We start from the raw sequence: 19,075 nt of genomic DNA, 5'->3' as shown, positions 1-19,075 counted from the left end.
CAGCAACACCATTCGCCCTACTGAAAGAGCACGGCACGCAGGTGGCAAACGGAGCAGAAAAAAGGGGAAGCACGAACCCAGCGCTTGCCCCCGGCCGGACGCCAGCGGCCCAGACCGGTGGCCCCAAATGCCCGGCGCCAAAGCTAAAAATCCACCTTCACGCCCAGGGCCAGCGTTACGAGCTGGCCCACGCCAATGGCGCCGCCGCGGTTGGTGAGGTAGGTGGCCACGTACAGGTCATTGGTGCCCAGCTCGTAGCAGAAGGCCAGCTTGCGGGGCTGCCCGGTAGCCGCCAGCGGGGCCATCAGACAGGCCACCCGCCCGCCCAGCAGCGCCCCGTAGCGGGTGTCGGTCGAAAACCAGTAGTAGTCTCTCGGGTACTGGCCCTTTTGCCCGTCGTTGAGGGTGCCGTGGGTGTAGCTGAGGTAGCCGCCCAGCGTGACCGGTACCACCCGCACCCGTTCGGCCACGCGCAGCTGCCACGGCGAGTACATCACCTTCAGCGAGACCAGCGCGAGCGCGGAGCCGGCGTAGCGCCGGGGCACGTAGCCGATGAGCAGGTCGGTTTCGAGGCGGTTTTTGAGGAGGACGTAGCCCGCGCCGCCGGCCACCATGCCCAGGCCGCCGCCGGTTTGCAGCACCACGTGACGGGGGCGGAACCACGGGCGCGGCGGCCGGGCAGTGGTATCGGGCGGGGCGGCGTGGGCCGCGCCCGTGGCCAGCAGCAGGGCAGCAAGCAATGGCGCTTTCATTAAAAAGCGACTTGTTTGATGCGGAACTCCCGGTCGCCCCACACGGTGACCACCATGTAGCGACGCTCCGAAAACGCACTGGAATTGACGTAGGTCACGCCGTCGTTGAAGGGCTGGCCGATGGTGGACTGGTGGTTGTGGCCGTTCATCTCGAATACCAAACCCGGCGCGTCGCGCAGGGCCTGCGCGTAGGGCAGGCGCAGGGCGGGGTCGAAATCGGAATTGGTGGGCGGCACGTGCGAGACGACGACCTGCCGCCGGGCCCCGTCGAGGGTGGCCAGCTGGGGCCGCAGCCAGCCCAGGTCGGGCACCTGCCCGTTGAAATTATACTCGCGGCCGTTGGTATCGACTAGAATAAACTTGGTGTCGCCATACACGAACGAGTAATTCAGGGCGCCAAAAACGTGCTGATAGGCCGCGCGGCCGTTGCCCACCAAATCGTGGTTGCCCACCACGGTGAGATAGGGCACGGTTAGCTTCCGCAGCTTCTCGTCCACCCAGCGCATTTCGCGGGCCAGGCCAAAATCGGAAATATCGCCGGCCACCAGCAGCAGCGCGATGCCGGGCTGCTGGTTCACGCTGGCCACCAGGGCTTCGGCTTCGTCGTAAAATTGCTGCGAGTCGCCGGTGAACACGAACCGCAGGGTGTCGGCGGCGGCCAACGGCCGGGCTTGCAGCCGGGCCAGGTTTTTCTGGGTGAGGTCGGTGAATTCCTCTGGCACGCGGTGGTCGTTGGGGCTGAATTCCAGCCGGTCGCAGCCAGTTAGCAGCAAGGCCGCCACGGGCGCTACACGGCCCCAGTGCCATAGCTTAAATAGTGGTGACATGAATATCATTGGTGTGCGGCCGGCCTTAGCAAACAACCGTTAAACTGGTATCGATAACGGTTGGTTGGCTGGCACAGCCGGATTAGCACCGAAAGCGGCGGCAATATTCCGCCGAAAACTGACAACCGAATGTGCGAAAAATCAAAAGCGCTACTTCACTTCAAACACCACGTCGTACACCGCCTGCACCTTGATTTTGCGCAGGTTGGGAGTCGGTATTTGCGCCTGATTTTCAGACGCTTTGTACTTATCAGAACCCATTTTCCGATAGCCTTCCAGCAGCTCTTCACTCAGCGTCGTCCCCGGAATAACCTCCACGGCTGCTACCACGCTGCCCAGCTGCCCGCCGGCTTGCTTCACCACGATTTGCGCTTTCTGACGGGCGGCGGCGGCGGCCCGGCCGGCCACCTCCAGCCGGGTGGCGTCCATGCGGCTGCTTTCCAGGTTCACCACCCGCAGGTTATCAGCGCCGGTTTGCACCAGTCGGGGAATCAGGCTGTTCAGGATTTTGGGGTTATCGAGCGTCAGCCGGTACACTTTGGTGAGGGCTACGGTGGCGTTGACGGTTTTCGACATGCCGCCGTAGCCGCTGGCACTCAGGTCTTCGAGCACCAGTTTTTCGGGCGCGATGCCCGCCTGTTTCAGCACTTGCTGCAGGCCCAGTTCCTGCTCCTGCGTGCGGCCACTCTCCTTCACGTTGTCCGAAAACCGGTACGTGAGCAGCAAATCCAGCTTCTCAGGGTCCAGCTCCTGCTCGGCCGTGCCGCGTACTAAGATGGTATGAGCCAGCGAAGGCGCCACCGCCTGAGCGGCCGAAAGATGAGCGAGCGGCAGAAGCAGCAGAAAAAGGCAGCGCATGTCAAATGTGGAATTAGGCGTGAAGTCGGGGCCGAATATAAAAGCCAGGGCCGTTGACAACGGCAGCCCGGCGCGTTTCATATAAACCCGGTTCGCAAATCCCCCCTGATACCGCCGCTCAGGCCATCACAGCCAGCAAGTGCAGCGCGGCTTCACCGAGCCGAGGCTGGCCCCGAAGCTGAACCCGGCCGCGCGCCTGGTCCGGGTTCATTCCATTGGTAAACAGCTGCCAGGCCACCTCAGGAGGTAATATCACTTCGGCGGTGGCACCGGGGCCGGGGCCGGAGTCGCGCAGTCGCCACTCCTGGGCCGCGCGCTCCAGCTGCCACATGCCGCCCACGACTGTTTCTATTGTTACCTGAACCACCGTGCCCACCGGCGCCGCCACGTCGCGGTAAGCGTGGGGCAAGCCTTGCACGCACGTTGAGGCGAAAGGCCGAAACAGCTCTGGGGTCACCAGTCCCGGCCCACCCACTGCGGCGTGAATTTGCTGCTGGTGGTGCCACTTCTCGGTGTAGTCGCGGGCAATGTGGAACCAGTTCCGTGACTCCGTCTCGCCGGCCCAGGCCACGGCGAAGGCGGCCGGCGCCCACGGGTCGAGGGTATTGAGGTAGGCGGTGTACTCGGCCCCGGACTGCTCCAGCAGCTCGATGAGTACCGCCGGACTCAGACGACGGGCGGCGCGCACCCAGTCGGCGTTCAGGCGGTTGAGGTAGCTCACCAGCCCGCCGTAGGTGGCCGGGTCTTCGGGCGGGCTCTCCCCAAAATACCCGTCGCGCAGCATCGACAAGGTGCGCAGGTTGCCGTCGAGCAGGTGCGCGGCCACGTCCTTCACCGTCCAGAGCCGGGCCAGAGTGGGCCGCTGCCAGTCGGCAGGACTCAGGGAGCGCAACAGTTCCAGGAGGCGCTGGTCGAGCACCGGAAACAGCGGCAGGACTTCGATGGGTACGGGCGGCCGGGGCGTCATGCCCAATAATACTACGAAAGCCGGCCGCCGGCTGCACTCCTCCCAAGGCTACAGGCTCAGCAGCTCCCGGAAGCGCACCGACTGCTGGCGCGACACCTCCACCACTTCGGCGCCGCCGCGCAACGTCAGGCGCAGGCTGTGGCTGAACCAAGGCTCCACGCCGGCCACGAAGCTCAGGTTGATAATCTGCTGGCGGTTGGCCCGGAAGAATAATTTTGGGTCGAGGCGGGCTTCGAGCTGGGCCAGCGTGCGCGGAATGAGCGGGCGGTGCTGGTCGAAGTAAATCCGGGTGTAGCTGCCGTTGATTTCGAAGAGGCGCACCTCGCTCAGCCGCACAAACCAGCACCGCTCGCCATCCTTCACAAACACCTGGTCGTGCCCGCTGAGCGGAGCAACGGGCGCGGCCATGACGACAGGCGCGGCAACGGGAGCCTGCAGGTCACCCGGCAGTTGCGCGCGCACCTTGTCCAGGGCAGCGGTGAGGCGCGCCTCCTGCACGGGCTTCAGCAGGTAGTCAAGAGCGTTGACCTCGAAGGCGCGCAGGGCGTGGGCATCGTAGGCCGTGGTGAACACCACCGGGGGCGCGGCTTCCAGCGAGGCCAGCAGCTCAAAGCCGGTTTCGCCGGGCATGTGAATATCGAGCAGCAGCAAATCGACCGGCTGGGCCGCGAGCAGCGCCCGGGCCTCGTCGGCGTTGCGGGCTTCGCCGGCCACCACCACGTCGGGAAAAGCCGCCAGCAGGCGGCGCAGCTCGGCCCGGGCCAGGCGCGAATCATCAACGAGCAGCACTCTCATTGGGGAATGGATGAATGAGCGAATGGGTGAATGGAGGCCGCCGACAATTCGGCTTTGGGGGCGGGCAGGCGCAGGGTAGCCAGCACGGCATCAGGCGCGGCGGGGTCGTTGGCCAGCTCAAACTCAGCGGCCGGGCCAAAAGCCTGGGTGAGGCGCTCGCGCAAGCCGCGCAGGCCCAGGCCGCTGCCCGCCGCCGCCGAGGCGGGACTGAAGCGGCCGGGGCTGCGCACGACCAGGCAGAGCCAACCGGCCGCGTCGAGCTGCGCGGTGAGGGCCACCGAGCCGCCGGCCGGCCGCGGGGCCACGCCGTGCTTAATGGCGTTTTCGACCAGCAGCTGCACCGTGAGCGGCGGCAGCGGCACGGCCCGGGCGGCGGGGTCCACGTCGAGGGAATAGTGCAGCCGGTCTTCCAGCTGCAGGGCCTCCAGGGCCAGGTAATCGGCCACAATTTCCAGCTCCTGCCCCAGCGGCACGAGCGGCGTGGCGCTGTGCTGCATCACGTAGCGCAGCAGTTCGGCCAAGTGCGCCAGGGCCTGCCGGGCGCGGGCCGGGTCCTCGCTCACCAGCCCGCGAATGTTGTTGAGGCCATTGAAGAGAAAATGCGGGTTGAGCTGGGCGCGCAGCGTGTTCAGCTCGGCCTCGCGCACGGCCGCCGTCAGCCGCCACTTCTCTACCTCGGCCTGACGCGAGCGCTGCAGGTAGTGCCAGCCCACGTAGGCCGCCGCCCACAGCCAGAGCATGATGTTCATGTTCAGGGCGTAGCCCACGTACTGCAGCCAGCCCTGCGGGCTTTGGCTGGCCGCCGGCCGCGGCAGCAGCAGCCAGGCCAGCAGGCCAATAACCACCTCGCTGCCCACGGCCAGCAGCGCATTGGCCAGCAGCAGGCGGCCCAGCAGCGCCAGCGGCGGCTTGCTCAGCCAGCCCCGGCCCCGCACCAGCTGGCGCAGCAAGTGCGAGGCGCCCAGCAGCGCGGCGGCAATCACCCCGCTCATCACCCAGGCCCAGGCACCGGCCGCTTTGCCCGCGAATACCTTGAACAAAATCAGGTTGAACACCGCGTAGGCGCTCCAGCTCAGCAGCTGGGTGCGCCAGTAGTAGCGGCTGGGCGGTGGCACGGCCAGCGTGGGTTGGGGGCGGATTGGCTCTGTATTCATGAGGCCACGGGCTGATAGGCGCGCTGGTTCTGGCGGTAAGAATGCACGAGCAGCGCCGCCAGCACGGCCAGGCACGCGGCTACAAAAGCGGGAATCAGGTAGAGCTGGCCGGGCGCAAGCCGCAGCCCCAGCCCCAGGCAGCCCCCGCTGATTACCCCGGCCATGACGGCGAAGGCCGGAGCCCGGTAAAACCAGGCGTACGGGAAGAAATGCGCGCCAGTAATAATGCCGTAAGCCATGATGAAGTGCTGCGGATAACGCCCGAACATAAACATCAGCAGGGGAAAGTAGAAGAGCTGGGCAAAATTCAGCCACAGCCCCAACGGCTGCAGCGGGTTGTGCGGCAACGTCCAGGTGGTGCGCAGCGGCCGCGAGAGCAGCCGGGCCAGCGGCAGCATCAGCGCGCCCACGAAGAACGTGATGAAGCTATTGCGGCTGGCCGGGTTGGGCAGCAACCACACGCCCGCAATGGCCGACCACACCACCAGCGCGGCCAGAATAAAGTCAAGGCCATTCTTGGCCTTCACCGACAGCTCCAACCGGAGCTGATTCAAAAAATAGGCGGGCGTGGGGGCAGCAGACATAGCTTAGCAGAAAAGAAGTGAGAAAAGCAAAAGCAGTTACTTGCGGGCCGGGTAGTTAGCCTGTAAAAAGGCATCAGTCTGCTGAAAAAACCACGCCGTGTCGTCGTACATCAAAAAGTGCTTGCCCGCCTCCGACATCTCGATGCGATGCTGTGGCAGCCGGGCGTACTGCGCCGCGAAGATGGCGCGCGTCGATTCCATGGTGGAGCCGTAGGGTTTGTAGGCGGCCCAGGCCCCCAGCACCAACGCGGGCTGCTTGATGGTACTCAGGTCGGCGCGCAGGTCGGTGGTGTACATCTCGTACATGGCCTGCGCCACGCGGGCGGGCTCCGAGGCCTGGCCCCAGCGGGCCAGCAAGCGCTGGCAGGCCGTGTCGGTTGCCATGCCGGCCACCATCTGCTGCTGCTGGGCGGCGGGCATGCGGCCGGCGCTCATTTGCTGGCGCATGCCGTCGGCCATGGGTTTGGCGGCCTCGGCCGTCATGGTCGGGTTTTGAATGGCGGCCAGGAAAGGCAGCGAATCCACGATTACGAGCGGGCCGATGGCGTCGGGCTGCGCGGTGCTCAGCCACAGCCCCATAAAGCCGCCCAGGCTGTGGCCGATGATGGCGGGCCGGTCCAACCGCTGGGTTTTGATGTAGGCCAGTAGCTCGGCGCGCACTTCGGGTAGGAAATCGGCCCCGACGGTGGTACTGGCCGGGGCCGGCACCCCGCCAAAACCGGCCAGGCTTAGCACGTGGCACTGGTAGCGGCTGGCGTAGCGGGCCACGGTTTCGTCCCACACCGCGCCGGGGCAGGTCAGGCCCGGAATCAGAATCACCGGCCGGCCCTTGCCCACCACCCGCACCACGAAGCTGGGGTGAGCGGCGGGATTATCGGCGGTGAAAGTGGCGGGCGAAACGGCAGCCAGGGTATTGGCAGCAGCCGGCTGGGCCAGGGCGGTACCCAAGAGCAGGGCGGCAAAAGCACGGCGGAGGGCAGCGTATTTCATGGGGTTAGGGACGGTTAGGAGTGAATGATGGCTCAAACCTACCCCTCCCTTTTCCGGCCCCAAAGGCAATTCCTGCCAACGGGGATTCTGCCCCGCGAACGGGCGCAAACCCCGCCGAACCGGAAGGCCTAATGGCACAACCTGGTGCGGGACCCCATCCCCTAGCCCCTTCCCCTCCGGGTGAAGGGGGACTAGTTTTTATCCCTAGTTTTAAAGCAGACAGAGTTTTGAAGCTAAGAACTAGCTCTAGTTCCCCTTCCCCCGGAGGGGAAGGGGCTAGGGGATGGGGTAGCTACCCAATGGCCTGCGCCAAATCCTCAATCAGGTCTTCGGCGTCCTCAATGCCCACGCTCAGGCGGATGAGCGAGTCCGAGAGGCCGGACTTGCGGCGCTGCTCGGCCGGAATGCTGGCGTGCGTCATGCTGGCGGGGTGGCCGCTGAGGCTTTCCACGCCGCCCAGGCTTTCGGCCAGGGTGAAGTACTGGAACTTCTCGAGCACGGCAATGGCATCTTCTTTCTTGTCACCTTTGAGCACGAAGGAAATCATGCCGCCGAAGTCGCGCATCTGCTTGGCCGCGATGGCGTGATTGGGGTGGTTCTCGAAACCGGGCCAGTACACTTTTTCCACTTTGGGGTGCTGGCGCAGGTACTCGGCCACGGCGCGGCCGTTTTCGCAGTGTCGCTGCATCCGAATGTGCAGGGTTTTGAGGCCGCGCAGCACCAGGAAGCAGTCTTGGGGGCCGGGCGTGCCGCCGCAGGCGTTCTGGTAGAAGCTGAGGCGCTCGTGCAGCTCGTCGTCATTCACCACCAGGGCGCCCATCACGGTGTCGGAGTGGCCGGCCATGTACTTGGTCAGCGAGTACATCACGATGTCGGCGCCCAGGTCCATGGGGGTTTGCAGGTAGGGCGTGCTGAAGGTGTTGTCCACGGCCAGCAGGGCGCCGCACTCCTTAGCCACGGCCGCAGCGGCGGCAATGTCGATGACGTTGAGTAGCGGGTTGGTGGGGGTTTCCACCCAAATGAGCTTGGTTTTGGGGCCGGCCACGGCGCGCACGGCTTCCATGTCGTGCATGGGCACAAAGTGGAATTTGATGCCCAGCGGCTCGTACACTTTGGTAAAAATGCGGTAGCTGCCGCCGTACAGGTCGTTGGTCGAAATCACTTCGTCGCCGGGCTGCAGCAGCTTGGCCACGCAGTCGATGGCGGCCATGCCGGTGGCGAAGGCCAGGCCGTGCTTGCCGTTGTCGAGGGCCGCCACGGCGTTTTGCAGCTGGGTGCGGGTGGGGTTGTGGGTGCGCGAGTACTCGTAGCCTTTGTGCTGGCCGGGGGAAGTCTGCACGTAGGTCGAGGTCTGGTAAATGGGCGTCATGATGGCGCCGGTGGCGGGGTCGGGGTGCACGCCGGCGTGAATGGCTTTGGTGGCGAATTTCATAGGAAACGAAGCGGAAATTTGACAGGAAACAGCAGGGCGACCGGGCTGGGCCAGCCGCCTTGGGCCGGCAAGTTACGGCGGCCCGCTAAGGCAAAGCCCAAACGCGGGGCGAAGGTTATGCCCGGCCTCGGGGCTGGTGGCAGGGTGCGCCAACGCGCAGGTCGCCTTCCGCCTTTCCCCCCCCGCCAGGCAGCCAACAAGCCCCACGGTGCGTACAGGTCCGGGACGGGCCGCCCGCCGGGGCGCTTTCCGGCTCCGGTGGGGCGGCCCGCCCCTACTTTTGTTGCCTATGAAATTCCTGCGCGAGCTTTTCCAAAAGAACTTTTCCACCCTGCTGTCCATGCTGCTGCTGGTGGCGGTGCCCCTGGTGGGCAGCTCGTCGCTCACGTTCATCCTCTACCAGAACCAGCAGTTTCTCGAAAACCTCACCACCGGCCAGAGCCTGCTCTACTTCGTGCTGGTGGGCGTGGCCATGGCTTTTTCGCTGGTTAATACCACAGCCGTGGTGCTGGTGACGGGCTTTTACCTGGGCTGGAGCGGCTTTCCGGGCATGGTGGTGGCCTACGCCCTGGCGGCCCTCACCGGCTACCAGATTGCCACCCTGCTCGACCACGGCAAGATGCTGGGCTTCCTCAGCCACTTCCCCAAGGTAGACGCCGTGATGAAGGAGCTGAAAACCGACAGCTGGCAGCTCATCTTCCTCACCCGCGTGTCGCCCGTCACGCCGTTTGCCCTCATGACGTTCGTGCTGGCCATTATGCGGGTGCGGCGCGGGCCGTTTCTGCTGGCTTCCATTGCGGGCATGCTGCCGCGCAGCGTGTTTTTCTACTGGCTCGGCACCAAGGCGCAGGATGTGTTCACGCTGCTCAAAGACCCCGACACCGGCACCACCGGCAAGCTGCTGCTCATCGGGCTGGTGGCCGCCTCGTTCTTTGGGCTCTACTACTTATTCAACAAGGCCCTGAAACGCGCCCTGAGCAAAGGCGCCGCCAACGCGGCAGACCACGCCTGATTTAGAGGGCGTTGCGGGCTCCGTGAAAAAATATTCACGAAAAAGATGCTCCCAGCTTGCGTAGCCGCATTTTTGCCGCTTACCTTTGCACTCCCAACACGGGAAAATGGTTGTGTAGCTCAATTGGATAGAGCATCTGACTACGAATCAGAAGGTTTAAGGTTCGACTCCTTACACGACCACGAAAAACCCCATTCACAGCTTGTGAATGGGGTTTTTGCTTTTATATCGGACAGAATATCGGACAGTCGGGCTTGACCGGGCTAGAAAAGGAAAGATATTTCTGGCTTATTCTACGCTGATTATACTTTTGCTTTTGCCGAGGGACATCAGTTGCCAACCTATCTTTTCGGCACTTGGGGTCACTTCCTGGCTGGGAGTGGCTCTTTTTCGTGGGATTGGCTGCTAGCGCTTTCGCCAAAGGGCGGCGGGTGCGGCCTCGCTCCCACTGCTGATAGGCTTCCGCTACGGTCGCGCCCCGGTGCAGCGGCGGCTTATTTAGCGTTGAGGGCAGCGCGCACTTCTTGCTCGGGCAGGTGGGTGTAGGCGCAAAATTCCTGGATGGAAACCAGGGCGCGGGTGGGCTTGCCGAGTTGCACCCGGATGCGCTGCAAGAGGCGCTTGCCGGCCTGGTACCCGTTGCCGGTGACGGCCGCCGCTTCCTTGGGATAGATACAAACCTGGGGCATAGTGGGTACTAGTGGGGTATAGTTGGCTAGACAAATATACAACCCTCCTCGTGGGGCCGTAGGTTCGGGGCATGAAATTTTTACGGATTGCTCGGCTGATTGCGCGGGTGCTGCTCCTGCTGATGGGTAGCGGCGCAGCGGTGGTCGGCGTGGCCCAACTGGCCCCACGGGGCTGCACGGTGCGGGCACATGAGCGGCCGGATACGGAGCGTGCGGCGCGGCCAGCCGATAAGCCAGCGGCGCAAACTCAACGACAAAAACCAGCGGCGTTACGGGGTGGGCTGCACCTGGTAGCAAGGTCGCATAAGCGCAAGCAGCCAACGACGAAAACGAATCTATAACCTCTTAACAACGACCTTTTATAATGGCACGTCAGACAGGTATTTTAGGCATTCAGGGCACCGTGGGTGGCTTGGTGTTCAACAAAAATGGCAACATTTCGCAGAAGCCGCAAAGCAACAAAGCAGCTTTTGCCAGCGCCCCAAGCCGGGCCCGTACGCGTGAAAATGCGGCTGAATTTGGCTTGGCTGCCAAGTATAGCAAACTGCTCCGCGACTCGCTGCGCGTGGCCATTGCCTCGGCCAGCGACAGCCGCCTGGCCGCACGGCTCACGAAGGTGATGCGCGAAGTCATCGGTCTCGACGACACCAACGACCGGGGCCAGCGCGTCTTTGACGCCAGCAACTCGGCCCCGCTGCTCGGGTTTGACTTCAACGGGGCTTCGGGCATCGGCCAGACCATGTACTTCCCCTATGAAGTGACGGGGGCCGGCGCGGAGGTGACGATGAGCATTCCGGCGCTGAATCCGGCTTCGGACATTGCCGCTCCGCAGGGCGCTACCCACTTTGAGGTGGTGTTTGCCGCGTCGGAGCTGGACATGGAGACGCTGACTTACACCAACGCCGTGGTGGCCGCGCCGCTGGGCATTCTGCCCCTCAACAGCGTGCCGCTGGCCAACCAGGCGGTGGTGGCCACCTTCCCGGCGGCTCCGGCGGCCGCTTCGCTGGTAGTGGGTGTGGTGGGCATCAACTTCTACCAGCAGATTAACGGCAAGTTCTACGCTCTCAATAACAACAGCACGAACCCGCTGGCCATTGAGTACGTGGCCTAAACCGACCCGCGATTGAGAATGAGGAATTAGGAATGAAGAATTGCCGCTGGACAATCTAGGGCAACCGTTTCTAATTCCTCATTCTTCATTTCTCATTCTTTATTCAGCAATATCATGGCACTTACGGCCTATCAAACCCAATTTAAGCGGCGCATGAAGCGCGCTATTAAGCTGCGCGCCAAAGCCGACCAAAAGGCGCGGCGCTATACCCAACTGCTGGCCGATGCCATTGGCGCGGCCGAAGACGCGGCCACGCAGATGAACGCACTGAACCAGCTCTACAACGTGGACGTGAGCACCTACACGCTGCTCACGCAGGCGCTGCACGCCAACAGCGGGCAGGAGGTACTGGAGGACCATTTGGCGCAAAGCACGCCCGGTGAGGAAGTGGTACTGTTCAACCAGGTCCCGGATGGCAACGGCGGGCAGCCCCTGCCTAATGACCCACTTTTTGGGGAGTTGGTGATGGGTACGCCGATTGTGCTGCCCGCGCAGGCTGCAAAGGCACTGGTACCGAATGCTGCGCCCGCACAGGACGTGGCACCAGTGCCGAAGACGGTAACTAGCGCGTCGATGCTGCGTGAGGAAGCAAGCGAGTAGTACCCTAAAGGGATTTGTTTAGAGCCTAAAGAGCCCGCTGACAAGCTGTCAGCGGGCTCTTTTATGTGCAATGGCTTGGTATTAGGCTATGTCCTGAACGTGGGCCTCGGGAGCTTCGCGCATGACGACTTGGAGGCCGTGGTCGCGGGCCTGGGCGGTGGTGTACTTCTCGCTACGGCCGATGATTTCGCCATTGGCGGCTATCTGGTTGAAGCCGTACTGGCCAGCGTTGAAGAAAGAATCGAAGCGCTGGGGATGGCAGTTGGCTTTGACGCTCTGGATACCGGTTTCGCAGCTGACCTTGCTGGTGTAGCCCTCGCCGGATTGAACAATTTCGCCATTGTCAGCACGCAGGTGGTACCAGTACTGGCCGCTGGTGCGGGAAATTTGGAAAGTTGCCATTTAGAAAAAGAGTGGGTGAAATGAATAGCAGCAAGTTAAGCGGCCAGCGCCAACGGCGCGGGCGTTTCAAACGGCGCGGGGGCTTCGGGCAGCTGGTGGGCTTGCCGGGCGTGGTGGCGCAGCAGGGTGTTGTACTTCTTGCGGCCCTGCTCGATGAGGCCGGGCGTAGCGGTCAGCTCGACGCGCCACACTTCGTGCGGGGCCTTCTTCTGCACGCCGATGATGAGGAAGCGGGTGGCCCCAAGTACGTCCAGATACAGGGCGGCCTGGCGGTCGTAGTCGTACTTCTCGATGGTAGCCAGGAAGTGGGCCAGGTCGGGGCTGCTGGTGGTTTTGAAGTCGATGAGCGTGAGCTGGCGGCCGGCGCGGCTGCGTACCAGCAGGTCGGGGCGCAGCTTTACCCCTACCCCCGTGGCCGTGTGGGTGGCGGTGTAGGATTGTTCGGCTTGGCCCCGATACAGCAGGTCGCGGCAGTAGCGTTGGCGGCGTACCTGGCGGGCCAGCTGCTCCAGGTCGGCCCACTTGATGCCGCGCTCCTCGGTGCGGGCGTAGTGCAAGGGCTCCAGCACGGCGGTGTGGAAGTGGGAGCCGTAGGCCAGGGCCACGGGGTTGAGCCGGCGGGTGAGGCCTAACAGCTCGTTTTTTAGGTTGCTCAGGTCCGTGTTGCTGACGTGGGGTAAGGCGCGGTGCTGGGCCTGGGTCAGGGCGGGGTGGTGCTGGACATTGGTAAACATGAGACGGGGCGTTTAATGGCGGCAAAAGGATTTACTGATGGCGGTCGAGGACGCAGGCCAGGCGCTGGGGCTCGTCGGCGCGGTGCAGCCAGATGTGGGAGCCGCCGCAGCCGACTTCATAGGCTGGTTCGGGGAAGAGCTGGCGCACAGCGGGCACGAGGTCGCGCAGGTCGGCCAGCGGGGCGGTGGTGGCGAGGAGTTGGGCCAGCTCGGTCAGGCGGGCGGCTTCTTCGGGCGTGCCGGCGGGCAGTTCCTGGCGGAGTTCGGGGAGTTGCAGCATGGAGTGGGATAAATGGCTAGCCCGCCCGCCACGAAGCGCGGCGGGCGGGCGGCCGGTGATTGATTAGGCGGCTTGGCTGATGCTTTCCTTGAGTTCGGTTTCCTGCCCCAAGCGCGGGGCCGGCGCGTCGGGTTGGGGCACGGTGTAGCCCTGGGCCAGCTTCACATCGGCCAGGCCGGTGTAGGTTTCGGCGCGCCACAGCTCAAAGTCGCGGGCAAAGTCCTTGCGGGCTTGGGCCTCGGCGGCGTCGGCGGCGGTGTAGCTGAATCCGGCGATGAAATAGGTGGCTTTCTTGCCTTCTTTGGTCGTCTCCTTCTTGGCGGCCGTGACGGTTACCACCACGTCGGCCAGGGTCAGGTCGTCGTAAAACAGCGGCTCAATCAGGCGGTACAGGTTTTCAACCGAGTAACCGTGGAACAGCACGGCGCAAACCGCGCCTTTGTCGTCGGCGAAATACAGCTCGGCCCACGTCTTGCGGCCCATGTTCAGAATGTCGTCCTGAAAAATGCGCCACGCCAAGGGAATGAAGCTAATCGAGCTGCCCAACGGCACGGTGCCGTTGATGTTGAACTGGCCGGCCTTCGCGTCGAAACGCACTTGGCGGGGGTGGCCGGGCAGGTAGCGGAAGCGGTTCGACCAGGTTTCTTCGCCGGTGCTTTCGTCCACGCTGGCCACGAGGTAGGCCGGACGGGCGCTGGCGGTGAGGGTAGCGGCCGACTCGGTAACGAGGGCGGCGGGAGCGGCCTTGGCGGCCTGTTTGGGGGTTGTGGTGGCGGTTGCCATAATGAGAAATGGGTTGGGGAGTGAAAAAAGTGGGGCCAGTTGGCGGCCGGCCCCGTCGCCGTTGGGGTTTAGCGGAATTGCTTGTCGTGGCAGACGATGGCGCGGCCCACGATGCTATCGTGGCCACGGGCGGCAGGCTGGTGCTGGTACCAGATACTGTGATAAAAAGCAAGACTTCGGAGGACGTTTCTTACTTTTGGACCTCCTCAAGGAGGGCCCGGTGGGTTCATCCTGCGTAGCCTCGGCCGGTCAAGCGGCTGGGGCTACTTCATTTTTGACCAGGTGGGCCGGGTGGAACCGCGGGTCGTAAGGCCGGTCGTTTTTCCAGAGTGAATAGCAGAGCAGCAACAGCTTGCGCATCACGGCAATCACGCCGGGCTTGCCGTTGGGCTGGCGGGCCCGCAACCGGGCGTAAAAGGCTATTTGCTGCGGATTATAGCGCAGGCTGCTCATGGCCGGCATGTACAGGGCAGTGCGCAGGCGCACGTTGCCCCGGTGCGAGATGCGCGTTGCGCGCGCAAGGCTGCCGCTTTGCCGCTGGGCCACGTCCAACCCGGCGTAAGAGGCCAGCTGGCGCTCGTTCTCCACTAAGACGAAGCCATTCGTTTCGGCCACAATCACAATGGCCGTCGCCGGGCCAATGCCTGGCACACTCGTCAAGTGCGCCAGCTTGCGGGCCAGTTCGGGTTCGTCGGCCAGCAGCGTGGCCAGGTCCTGGTCCACCCCGCGCTGCTGGTCCTTGAGCAGGGCTTGCTGGGCGACCAGGCGTTCCATCGTGCGCGCCTCGGGCGCGTAGCTGTGGCGGTAGGCGTGCAGCCGCGCTTTGAGCCGGGTCGCCTGCTCGGTCAGCGTCTGCCGCTCCCGCGCCAGGGCCCGCAAGCGCCGCAGCGCCGGCGTCGGAGGCTGCCAGGCCGGCAACTGCCGTTCCAGGCCCAAGCGGCAGAGCAGGCGGGCATCGAGCTGGTCCGTCTTGCTCTTTAGCTCGGTGCTTTGGGCGAAATGCTTCGCCTTGTTGGGCAAAAGCACGCTCAGGGCCTGCTGCTGGTCGGCCAGAAAGTACGCCAATCCTTCGTAATAAACGCCCGTGGCCTCCACTACGAACCACAGGGGCACTTCTTCCTGCTGCTGCTGGGCCGTCCAGTGGAGCAGGCCCGCGAAACCCGCGGGCGTGTTGTCGAACGTGGTCTGTTTGCCGAAGCGCAGCTGCTGCTGGGCATCGAGCTGGCCAAAGCAGGCCACGAAGGTGTCCTTGGCGATGTCAATGCCAACGACGTATTTTAAGGATGGGTAATGGGGACGGGGGCTTGGGCGCATAACCGACAAGAAAAAAGGGTGGACAAAACAGCCAGTCAGGCTTTTACCGCAACTAGTCTCGTACAATGCGGGATGCCGGCGGCCCGGGGCCGGGGCTCCCTCCATACTGTGCAGTCTTCGGGCAAAAACGGGAGGCAGGTCACCGTATCTGGTACTCAAGGTCAGCGCCGTAGGGGCCGCCTTTAGAGGTAAGTGGTGCCCCTGCCTCCTTTTCTGGCTGCCTTTCACGGAAAGGCGCTGCAATCATACGAGAGGTAGGTGGCCAGCAGATTGAGGTAGGCCGGGTGCTTGAACTTGCCCTCGTCGTCGATTATCAAAATCAGCTCCTCGGTGAGGCGCACCACGTCGACGGTCTGGCAATCCAGCAGGGCGTACAACTCGGCCAGCTTGAAGCTGCGGCCGTTTTTGGGCGTGACCGGCTGCGGGTTGCCGCTGTGCGGGTCGAGCAAATGCGGCTGGTAGGAAGTAGCGGTTTTAGGCATGATGGAGGCTTGTCTGTGGGGCCACCCGGCGGGGCGGCCTCTGGTGAAGGAATGGGTTGGGTAAGGCGGGCGCTAATAGCCTTCGACCTCGAAAATCATCTGCTCGTATTCGCCCTCTTCCCACGCTTCCTGCTCTTGCTCGTGGTGGTAGTGGGCCTGGCGCTCCCACTCCTCCTGCTGCTCGTAGAAAGCGGCCTGGCCTTCATCAGCGGCCATTTCATCGCCGCTGAGGCCGTTTAGCTCGGCCTCGGTTGATTGGCTTGCGCCGTCCTTCGGGTCGTATTGCATTGCTGGCGGGGCTTAGTGACCCGCGCCGATGTGGGCGCGGGCCGGGTGGCTAAAAGCGGGGGTATTTGGCGCGGGCGGCCTGCAAAGCGGCTCCGGCGGGGCTGGCGTGGAAAGCGGCGGCAGCGGTTGCGTATGCGGCGCGGGCCTGCTGGTAGCGGATGATGGCAGCGCGCAACCGGGCAAAGCGGCCGGGCTGAGGGCGGTAATCATCCCGAAGGGCATACTTGGCAGCGCGGGCGTCGAACATGGTGGAGTGGGCACGGGCCAGCGCGTGGCGGGCAGCAACGGCTGCCGGGTCGATGGGCGTGGGTGCGGGCTGGAGTGCTGGCCGGGGGCGGGGCGGAAACATGGCCTCCAGCCGGGCAAGAGTGGCGTGCAGGGTGGCCAGCTTGCCGGCAGCCGCGCCCACCATGGGCGCGGCTGGGGCAGTGGCGACGCTAGGCATGAGTGGGGATGCCGGCAAAATCATCCTCGGCCTTGATAACCTGCCACACGGCCGCGAAGGCAAAGCCGGGGTGCGCGGCCCGCATGGCGCGGAAAGCCAGGCGCAGCGCCTCAAACGGGCAGGGCGAAGAGCCGGCGAAGCCCCCCGAGGGCTGGCACTCCGGCCGTTGGGCCAGGCTGAGCATGACGTGCCAGCTGGTGCCGCCCTTGCCATAGGTGGTGGCGGACTGCGCAATGTAAATGCCCGAGAACGAGCATAGGGCGGGGCCTTTCCAGGCGGCAGCGGCGAGCTGCAAAAGTTGGTTGGGTTGCATGGCTGTATGTGTTAGCCGTGGGGGTGCTGTGTGACCGGGCCCTGCCGCACTGCGGGCGTCCGGGCCTATCCCGGACTACTATACAAATATACGTTATAACGCTTGAATTGCTGTACATATAAGCAACATATTTTCTTTTATTTTGCGCAGGTTGTTGTTCTTTTATACGCTAATTATTCGTATCTTTAAGCATGGAAAAAGATAAAAAGCACAGCGTGGCAGTAGTAGGCAGCCGAAGCGTAGCCAGCTGCCCCGCCCTACTGGTGCGCCTGGATGCGCTGCTGGCGGCTGGGGAACTGGACCAGGTGGTGAGCGGCGGGGCGGCGGGCGTGGACACGCTGGCGGCCGGGTGGGCGCGGCGGGCCGGCGTGGCGCTGCTGGAACTACGGCCCGACTATGCCGCCCACGGGGCCGCTGCGCCGCATGTGCGCAACGCCGAAATAGTGAGCCGGGCCGGCCGGGTGCTGCTGGTGTGGGACTGGCGCAGCAAGGGCACCCTGAGCGCCTACCGGGCAGCGCGGCGGCTGGGGCGGCCCTGCGAGCTGCTGCCGCTGAACTGAGGCGGCACTAAGCGGGATAGAGTTGGCGGCCAGCGCGGGCGACCTGACAGAACACCCTATATGCCTCGGCCAAGGGGTTTGGGGGGCGGCCTGAGGCCCCCATTAGTTACTCGGCGAAGCCGACCTTATGAGGGTGTAGCGGCCTTTTTTCAGGCTGCGGAACCTGAGGCAGATGACCGGGCTTCTTCAGCCTGGGCATGGCGGCGGGGGTTTGGGGCTCTCCCCAACCGAAGGACAGCGAAGCTAATGAAACCCTCCGCGAAGCGGGCCTTGCTTCTGCCTGCGTGGCCTGAACGCAAACTTTACTAGGTGGCAGGCTTTTTCGGCCTGCGGCCTGCAACCAAATTTGGAGGGGCTGACGTGCGGCGTGGGGCCTTTTCCTGGCCCGGCGCGGCATGGCGGCGGTGCGGTGGGCTGGCGGTGGGGTGTTGCTGAAGCATCCTGGCTACTGCTGATGCGGGGGGCTGAGCGCTGCCCCGGAGGGGTCCCCGATGCGCAGCGAAGGATGCCTGCAAGCGTAGGGCGCGATGGCGCGGAGGAACGCAGCGCCTGAGCGACCGTAGCGCGGCGTGGCACCCTGAGCGAAGCAGTGGCCGGCGCGGGTGGGCGGGCTTGCATCTGGGCCTGGAACGGCGGTATCGGGCCGGCGCTGCCTGACGAGACGCTAGGAGCGGCGGGCTACGCCGGATGAAAGCGGTGGCATCGGGGGTAGTGCGCTAAGGATAGGAAGGGAGTGACCAGCGGGAACTGTGCGCAGCACCGAAGCATTCTGCGCATCAAGCAGAGACGAAGCCCTGGATAGCCTGGCCCGAAGGGAGTGCCCAAATAAAGTGCAATTATCAAATTATAAATCACGGGCAACTGAGGAAGCACATTTAGCGTATAAATGTGTAATAAAGCAATTATATTTGGGTTGAATTTACCCAAATTAGTACGCTACTCATGGACCGCCTCATGTTATTCAGCAGCACCAAAACCGGGCACCTGGCCCACATTTTTACAACGGCCGTGCTCGGTCAGGTAGCCAGTCAGGGCCTGGTGCCGCCGGACCCGACGACGATTGAGAACTACGGGCACCTGATTATTCAGGCGCTGGTGGCCATCGTGACCATCTGGGCGACGGTACGGAAGGCGCTGCAAAGGCCCGAATCGGTGGTGAAGGTGCCGGCAGCTTCGGTACCTGTTCCGGCTCCTACCCTGCCTGCGTCCGATGCTCAGGCGGAGTAACGCGCCGGTGGCGAAGCAGTTGGCGCGGCTTGCACCGCAGCTGAGCGGGGTGCAGCAGCGGATAGAGGCGGCGCGGCTGGGGCAGGCGGTGCCGAGCCTCGGGGCGGCGTATGCGCACGCGCTAGCCCGGTGGGCGGGCGACCCGGTGCTGCGGCTGCTGGGGCGGCCTTTTATTACGGAATGCTACCGCTCGCCGGAGCGGCAGGACGAGCTGTATGAGCGAGGCCGAAGTAAGCCGGGGCCGGTGGTAACATACAAGCGGGGCGGGGAATCGAAGCACAACCGGCTGCCCGCGCTGGCTTTGGATGTGGCGTTTCTGCTGGCCGACGGGGAGGTGTCGTGGTCGGGGCTGCTGCTGAGCAAGTTTGCGCGGCTGATGAAGGCAACCGATGCGCGGGTGCATTGGGGCGGCGACTGGCCGGGGTTTAAGGACCGGCCGCATTTTGAGGTGTAGGATGGAAATGAAACGAGCGGGC

25 protein-coding genes and 1 tRNA gene are annotated in these 19,075 nt (G+C 64.0%); 7 read left to right on the top strand and 19 right to left on the bottom strand.

The window, feature by feature from the left end; genetic code table 11:
* Positions 1–143: 143 nt before the first annotated feature.
* The 9 genes from GM79_RS15040 to GM79_RS15000 all read right to left on the bottom strand — a co-directional run bounded on the left by GM79_RS15040 (position 144) and on the right by GM79_RS15000 (position 8,359).
* Positions 144–752 (bottom strand): hypothetical protein, encoded by a 609-nt coding sequence (locus GM79_RS15040; RefSeq protein ID WP_035565361.1) that lies wholly within the window; start codon positions 750–752, stop codon positions 144–146.
* Positions 752–1,579, bottom strand: coding sequence for a metallophosphoesterase family protein (locus tag GM79_RS15035; RefSeq protein WP_051718947.1), 828 nt, complete (start codon positions 1,577–1,579; stop codon positions 752–754). Before GM79_RS15035 ends, GM79_RS15040 begins: the two co-directional genes overlap by 1 nt.
* Positions 1,580–1,729: 150 nt before the next feature.
* Positions 1,730–2,518, bottom strand: coding sequence for an SIMPL domain-containing protein (locus tag GM79_RS15030; RefSeq protein ID WP_035565356.1), 789 nt, complete (start codon positions 2,516–2,518; stop codon positions 1,730–1,732).
* A gap of 37 nt (positions 2,519–2,555) precedes the next feature.
* The gene (locus tag GM79_RS15025) at positions 2,556–3,404 is read right to left on the bottom strand and encodes a maleylpyruvate isomerase N-terminal domain-containing protein (RefSeq protein ID WP_035565353.1); all 849 of its coding nucleotides are present in this window, start codon (positions 3,402–3,404) and stop codon (positions 2,556–2,558) included.
* A gap of 48 nt (positions 3,405–3,452) precedes the next feature.
* Complete coding sequence (locus tag GM79_RS15020; protein WP_035565350.1) at positions 3,453–4,199, bottom strand: LytR/AlgR family response regulator transcription factor; 747 nt, start codon at positions 4,197–4,199, stop codon at positions 3,453–3,455.
* On the bottom strand, positions 4,196–5,353 hold the full coding sequence (locus GM79_RS15015) for a sensor histidine kinase (protein WP_051718933.1): 1,158 nt from the start codon (positions 5,351–5,353) through the stop codon (positions 4,196–4,198). The genes GM79_RS15020 and GM79_RS15015 overlap by 4 nt, the downstream gene beginning before the upstream one ends.
* Entirely contained in the window at positions 5,350–5,937 is a 588-nt protein-coding gene (locus GM79_RS15010) for a DUF7010 family protein (protein ID WP_035565348.1), read from the bottom strand. The genes GM79_RS15015 and GM79_RS15010 overlap by 4 nt, the downstream gene beginning before the upstream one ends.
* A 36-nt stretch (positions 5,938–5,973) precedes the next feature.
* Positions 5,974–6,927, bottom strand: coding sequence for an alpha/beta fold hydrolase (locus GM79_RS15005; RefSeq protein ID WP_035565345.1), 954 nt, complete (start codon positions 6,925–6,927; stop codon positions 5,974–5,976).
* A gap of 292 nt (positions 6,928–7,219) precedes the next feature.
* Positions 7,220–8,359, bottom strand: a complete 1,140-nt coding sequence (locus GM79_RS15000; protein ID WP_035565343.1) for a cystathionine gamma-synthase — start codon at positions 8,357–8,359, stop codon at positions 7,220–7,222.
* A gap of 289 nt (positions 8,360–8,648) precedes the next feature.
* On the opposite strand from GM79_RS15000, the gene GM79_RS14995 reads away from it, so the two are divergent.
* Positions 8,649–9,371: a TVP38/TMEM64 family protein gene (locus tag GM79_RS14995; RefSeq protein WP_035565340.1), complete on the top strand. Its 723-nt coding sequence runs from the start codon at positions 8,649–8,651 to the stop codon at positions 9,369–9,371.
* Between the two features lie 108 nt (positions 9,372–9,479).
* Positions 9,480–9,553 (top strand) — tRNA-Arg (locus GM79_RS14990).
* A 312-nt stretch (positions 9,554–9,865) separates the two neighbouring features.
* On the opposite strand, the gene GM79_RS14985 is transcribed toward GM79_RS14990, so the two are convergent.
* The gene (locus GM79_RS14985; protein WP_035565337.1) at positions 9,866–10,060 is read right to left on the bottom strand and encodes a hypothetical protein; all 195 of its coding nucleotides are present in this window, start codon (positions 10,058–10,060) and stop codon (positions 9,866–9,868) included.
* A 364-nt stretch (positions 10,061–10,424) separates the two neighbouring features.
* On the opposite strand from GM79_RS14985, the gene GM79_RS14980 reads away from it, so the two are divergent.
* A complete protein-coding gene (locus GM79_RS14980; protein WP_035565335.1) occupies positions 10,425–11,171 on the top strand; it encodes a hypothetical protein in 747 nt (248 codons plus the stop codon).
* A gap of 153 nt (positions 11,172–11,324) precedes the next feature.
* Positions 11,325–11,771 carry a hypothetical protein gene (locus tag GM79_RS14975; protein WP_035565334.1) on the top strand — a complete coding sequence of 149 codons (447 nt, stop codon included), beginning with the start codon at positions 11,325–11,327 and terminating at the stop codon, positions 11,769–11,771.
* A gap of 81 nt (positions 11,772–11,852) precedes the next feature.
* Here the strand turns inward: GM79_RS14975 and GM79_RS14970 are convergent, their stop codons facing one another.
* From GM79_RS14970 to GM79_RS14930, 9 genes are all read right to left on the bottom strand, one after another.
* Entirely contained in the window at positions 11,853–12,173 is a 321-nt protein-coding gene (locus GM79_RS14970; protein WP_035565332.1) for a YegP family protein, read from the bottom strand.
* Between the two features lie 35 nt (positions 12,174–12,208).
* Positions 12,209–12,907: a PD-(D/E)XK nuclease-like domain-containing protein gene (locus tag GM79_RS14965; protein WP_035565328.1), complete on the bottom strand. Its 699-nt coding sequence runs from the start codon at positions 12,905–12,907 to the stop codon at positions 12,209–12,211.
* Between the two features lie 31 nt (positions 12,908–12,938).
* Positions 12,939–13,187 (bottom strand): hypothetical protein, encoded by a 249-nt coding sequence (locus tag GM79_RS14960; protein ID WP_035565325.1) that lies wholly within the window; start codon positions 13,185–13,187, stop codon positions 12,939–12,941.
* Between the two features lie 63 nt (positions 13,188–13,250).
* Positions 13,251–13,970 (bottom strand): hypothetical protein, encoded by a 720-nt coding sequence (locus GM79_RS14955; RefSeq protein ID WP_035565323.1) that lies wholly within the window; start codon positions 13,968–13,970, stop codon positions 13,251–13,253.
* Positions 13,971–14,219: 249 nt separating this feature from the next.
* Entirely contained in the window at positions 14,220–15,284 is a 1,065-nt protein-coding gene (locus GM79_RS14950) for an IS110 family transposase (protein ID WP_035565321.1), read from the bottom strand.
* A 224-nt stretch (positions 15,285–15,508) separates the two neighbouring features.
* Complete coding sequence (locus tag GM79_RS14945) at positions 15,509–15,766, bottom strand: hypothetical protein (protein WP_081867791.1); 258 nt, start codon at positions 15,764–15,766, stop codon at positions 15,509–15,511.
* A 72-nt stretch (positions 15,767–15,838) separates the two neighbouring features.
* A complete protein-coding gene (locus tag GM79_RS14940) occupies positions 15,839–16,054 on the bottom strand; it encodes a hypothetical protein (RefSeq protein ID WP_035565318.1) in 216 nt (71 codons plus the stop codon).
* A gap of 49 nt (positions 16,055–16,103) precedes the next feature.
* Positions 16,104–16,499 carry a hypothetical protein gene (locus GM79_RS14935; protein ID WP_035565316.1) on the bottom strand — a complete coding sequence of 132 codons (396 nt, stop codon included), beginning with the start codon at positions 16,497–16,499 and terminating at the stop codon, positions 16,104–16,106.
* Positions 16,492–16,812: a hypothetical protein gene (locus GM79_RS14930; RefSeq protein ID WP_152560014.1), complete on the bottom strand. Its 321-nt coding sequence runs from the start codon at positions 16,810–16,812 to the stop codon at positions 16,492–16,494. Before GM79_RS14930 ends, GM79_RS14935 begins: the two co-directional genes overlap by 8 nt.
* A gap of 191 nt (positions 16,813–17,003) precedes the next feature.
* Here GM79_RS14930 and GM79_RS14925 point away from each other — a divergent pair, with 191 nt between their 5' ends.
* From GM79_RS14925 to GM79_RS23210, 3 genes are all read left to right on the top strand, one after another.
* Positions 17,004–17,372: an SLOG family protein gene (locus tag GM79_RS14925; protein ID WP_035565312.1), complete on the top strand. Its 369-nt coding sequence runs from the start codon at positions 17,004–17,006 to the stop codon at positions 17,370–17,372.
* A gap of 942 nt (positions 17,373–18,314) precedes the next feature.
* The gene (locus GM79_RS14920; RefSeq protein WP_035565309.1) at positions 18,315–18,599 is read left to right on the top strand and encodes a hypothetical protein; all 285 of its coding nucleotides are present in this window, start codon (positions 18,315–18,317) and stop codon (positions 18,597–18,599) included.
* On the top strand, positions 18,583–19,053 hold the full coding sequence (locus tag GM79_RS23210) for a M15 family metallopeptidase (protein ID WP_051718932.1): 471 nt from the start codon (positions 18,583–18,585) through the stop codon (positions 19,051–19,053). The genes GM79_RS14920 and GM79_RS23210 overlap by 17 nt, the downstream gene beginning before the upstream one ends.
* Positions 19,054–19,075 lie beyond the last annotated feature (22 nt).

The sequence above is a fragment of the Hymenobacter sp. IS2118 genome (genome assembly GCF_000715495.1).
Classification (GTDB): Bacteria; Bacteroidota; Bacteroidia; order Cytophagales; family Hymenobacteraceae; genus Hymenobacter.
The sequence above is the reverse complement of the archived record's forward strand: the minus strand, read 5'-3'. Positions and strand labels throughout refer to the sequence as shown.